Source organism: Emticicia sp. (assembly GCF_049241225.1).
Taxonomy (GTDB): domain Bacteria; phylum Bacteroidota; class Bacteroidia; order Cytophagales; family Spirosomataceae; genus Emticicia.
The window spans coordinates 1-3,236 of sequence record NZ_JBMLRC010000178.1 but is presented as its reverse complement, the minus strand read 5'-3'; the positions used below and the strand labels follow the sequence as shown (position 1 = coordinate 3,236).

General features: G+C 33.1%; 5 protein-coding genes. All 5 read right to left on the bottom strand.

Annotation, left to right across the window (positions count from 1 at the left end; all coding sequences use genetic code 11):
* Positions 1–139 precede the first annotated feature (139 nt).
* Complete coding sequence (locus tag ACOVO2_RS10145; RefSeq protein ID WP_421769860.1) at positions 140–1,114, bottom strand: ADP-ribosylglycohydrolase family protein; 975 nt, start codon at positions 1,112–1,114, stop codon at positions 140–142.
* Positions 1,111–1,662: an NADAR family protein gene (locus ACOVO2_RS10140; protein WP_421769859.1), complete on the bottom strand. Its 552-nt coding sequence runs from the start codon at positions 1,660–1,662 to the stop codon at positions 1,111–1,113. Before ACOVO2_RS10140 ends, ACOVO2_RS10145 begins: the two co-directional genes overlap by 4 nt.
* Positions 1,659–2,171, bottom strand: a complete 513-nt coding sequence (locus ACOVO2_RS10135; RefSeq protein WP_421769858.1) for an O-acetyl-ADP-ribose deacetylase — start codon at positions 2,169–2,171, stop codon at positions 1,659–1,661. The genes ACOVO2_RS10140 and ACOVO2_RS10135 overlap by 4 nt, the downstream gene beginning before the upstream one ends.
* Positions 2,168–2,803, bottom strand: a complete 636-nt coding sequence (locus ACOVO2_RS10130; RefSeq protein ID WP_421769857.1) for a DUF4291 domain-containing protein — start codon at positions 2,801–2,803, stop codon at positions 2,168–2,170. The genes ACOVO2_RS10135 and ACOVO2_RS10130 overlap by 4 nt, the downstream gene beginning before the upstream one ends.
* On the bottom strand, positions 2,800–3,236 hold a 437-nt coding region (locus tag ACOVO2_RS10125; protein ID WP_421769856.1), incomplete at its 5' end, for a phosphoribosyltransferase family protein. The genes ACOVO2_RS10125 and ACOVO2_RS10130, both read right to left, overlap by 4 nt.

The following is a 3,236-nucleotide window of genomic DNA, read 5'->3' as shown; positions in this document are numbered from 1 at the left end:
AAGTTTTACAAATACCGCCAATATAGCCATATAGCTTATCTTGAATATGGGGTAAAATTAAGTTTTGGCGGTTTTTTGTACTGGTTACAAAATGTATGTAGTTGTAGGCGAGTGATTGTGGCATGATGAAATTGGTTTATTAAATCCAAGTTGGGTATTTTTTAGCAAATCTGTCGCATAGTTCAAAAATGTCATCTTTTTTTGCAAGCGAATTAATCCATTTCTTTGGAATAGAATCAAAACCATATAAAAGCCCAGCTAAACCACCAGCTACAGCACCAGTGGTATCTGTATCTTTGCCAAGATTAACCGCCATTAAAACTGTTTCTTCATAAGAATTTGCTTTAAACAGACACCATAGACTTGCTTCTAATGTATCTAAAACATATCCAGAAGAGGCTATTTCTGATTCATAAAGTTCATTAATCGTTGATAGTTTATACCGATGATTAGAGTTATCTTCTAATATTCTATGAAATTTGTCTAACTCGTTTTGACTACAAATAGCATTATTATTAAAAAACTCTATCACAATATTTTGCATATTCTTGAATGCCTCCCATTTATTATAGCCTTCTAAAAGTTGTAAAGCCATTTCTGTGTAAATAAAACAGGCGATGACAGAACGAATATGTGCATGGGTAAGGGATGAAACATCTCTAACGACTTGAAAACGCTGGTCAATTTCTAAATCTTTTATGTAAAAAATGATTGGTAGTATTCTCATTAAAGAACCGTTACCATTACTTTCTTCTCCCGTTCCACCAGCTAAAGTCGGAGCAGAACCTTTAGATAGTGAATACATTGCCGATGAAGTGGCTATACCAATATCAAAAACAACACCGTGTGGAGTCCAAAAATTATCGTTGTACCAACTTAAAAAATTACGAGATAAAAGCTGTAAATCATATTTTTGACAAAGCATTTCAGCTAAACAGAAAGTCAGCGAACTATCATCTGACCATGTACCCGCAGGTTGATTATGAGTACCATAACCTATCATATCGGTCAAAGGATTTTGTTTTAGATATTCCCTTGATTTAAACTCGACGGGTACTCCCAGAGCATCGCCAACTGCTACACCAAATAGAACACTTTTTATTGGATTTTTCATTTTCCTATTAATTTATCTCTTACAACCATTAAAGCATATCCCAACAGGTTTTCACCTTTCCAAAGCATTGGGTTCTCTATTTTTGGGTCGGTTGCAGCCATTCCAATTCCCCAAATTTTATCAACAGGACTTGCTTCTACTAAAACTCTTTCTTTTGTATTTAGTAAAAACTCCTTTAAATCAGAGTGCTGAGAAAATTTTTGAAAATTGCCTTCAACTACAATTTCAAACTTTTTATCGTCCCAAATTTTTGCGTCAAAATTCTTCACTAATCGCCCTAATTTCTTTGCTTCGGCTGGACTTTTAGCTTGTATAATACGAGCTAAAGTTTCGTTATCATTAAATAGCCTTGCTTTTTCGGCCATCATCCAATGTTCTGCTGATAAATAATTATGCCCGTCAACTTCAAATTTTGCAATCCACCATTGGCTGAAACAACTTTGGGTAATACTTCCATCTTTTGATGGTTGATGTCCCCAAAAGAATAGGTACTTTAATCTCTCTTTGGCTTGAAATTTTTCAATTAACCATTCATTTGTATATTTCATTGTCGTAATAGTTTTTCGTAAATAGTATAATTTTCTTGGTCGAAACATACAAAAATGATTTCTTGAAATGTATCTATTGGAGAAAAGTTTTTGATACTATCAATAGCAATTTTAGCTGCTTTTTCTTTTGGAAATTTAAAGATACCTGTACTGATATTAGGAAATGCAATCGTTTTTATTCCGTTTTCTAAAGCAATTTTTAGACTATTAAGATAGCAATTTGCCAATAATTGTTCTTCATTGTTTGTGCCACCACTCCAAAATGGACCAACTGTATGAATAACATACTTTGTAGGTAGTTTTCCAGCACCAGTGATAACTGCCTCACCTGTTGAGCATCCGCCTTGTTTATTGCGTATTTGTATGCACTCATCTAAAATTTCTTTTCCACCTTTTCTATGGATAGCACCATCTACACCGCCACCACCTAATAAAGAAGAATTAGCTGCATTAACAATCGCATCGATTTTGATTGTTGTTATATCTCCGTTAATGAGTTTGATTTTCATTTTTCAATTCCAATTCTTTTTTCAATTTTTTCATCTTCAATCTGAATAATTTCTTCAAAAGGAATATTCAAATCATCAATATTTTTGGTAATTACTTTCTGATATTCGTTTTTACAAAAATCTGTAATATCTTCTATTTTAATAATCCATTCGGTGGCAAATTGCTTTAAAATTCTTCCTTTTAGACCTAATTGAATAGCTTTTCGACTCTGTTTATTTCCAAAAGGGTCATGGTCTGGGTCCCATTGAAGCCTTACTTCTGTTTTACTCAATTCATCTCTCCAAATTTGATGAGTATCAAAAATTTTATCATCAAAACTTGAAATCGTGGCTTGTGAAAGAATCTTTTTGAAGTTTTCAAGTGAAATGGTTATCGCTAATATGTGTTGTTGGTTTTCTTTACTTGCCCAACCTGCCCGATACATCATCCATAAGAATCCTGGTTTTATCCAAGACATTCTACCAAAATTATAATTACTTCCACCAAACTTTTGATTGTCTAAAGCATATTTTGCTATATGTTGATTAAATGCCTGATAGACAATGATAGTTGTGCCGTCTGTTCTCCCAATTATTTGTTTTCCATGAATTGGTAATCGTTTTACTTGTTCAATATATTTTTCTGTCTTCATATTATCTTTCTTAAATCTATCTGCACAACTGCCTCATTGTCAATATATTTAAATGAATTAGTTGTAAAAATTTGTGTAAAACATTGGCTTAGCTCATCAAAGCCCTTACTAAAAATTCCATGACTAATTGCCAAATATAACTTTCCTGAGTTTTTCTTTTTCAGCTCGTCAGCTAAACCGATAAACGTTCCACCGCCATCACAAATATCATCTACAATCAAGCAATCGGAACCTTCTAAATCATCGTGATAAACTTTAAAACCTGTAAGTTTTCCTGTTTTTACATCCCGACTTTTACTGGCCTCTACTACCTCAATTCCACCTAAATATTCAGCTACTTTATAAATTTTCTTTAATGCTCCGCCATCGGGTGAAATTAGTTTAAGATTTGTTCCGATTTGTGTCACAACTTTTTGGATAAAATCATGATTTG

Excerpts from the sequence above, each read along its gene's own strand:
- ACOVO2_RS10130 (WP_421769857.1), bottom strand. The coding sequence starts at position 2,803 with ATGAAGACAGAAAAATATATTGAACAAGTAAAACGATTACCAATTCAT.
- ACOVO2_RS10135 (WP_421769858.1), bottom strand. The coding sequence starts at position 2,171 with ATGAAAATCAAACTCATTAACGGAGATATAACAACAATCAAAATCGAT.
- ACOVO2_RS10145 (WP_421769860.1), bottom strand. The coding sequence starts at position 1,114 with ATGAAAAATCCAATAAAAAGTGTTCTATTTGGTGTAGCAGTTGGCGAT.
- ACOVO2_RS10140 (WP_421769859.1), bottom strand. The coding sequence starts at position 1,662 with ATGAAATATACAAATGAATGGTTAATTGAAAAATTTCAAGCCAAAGAG.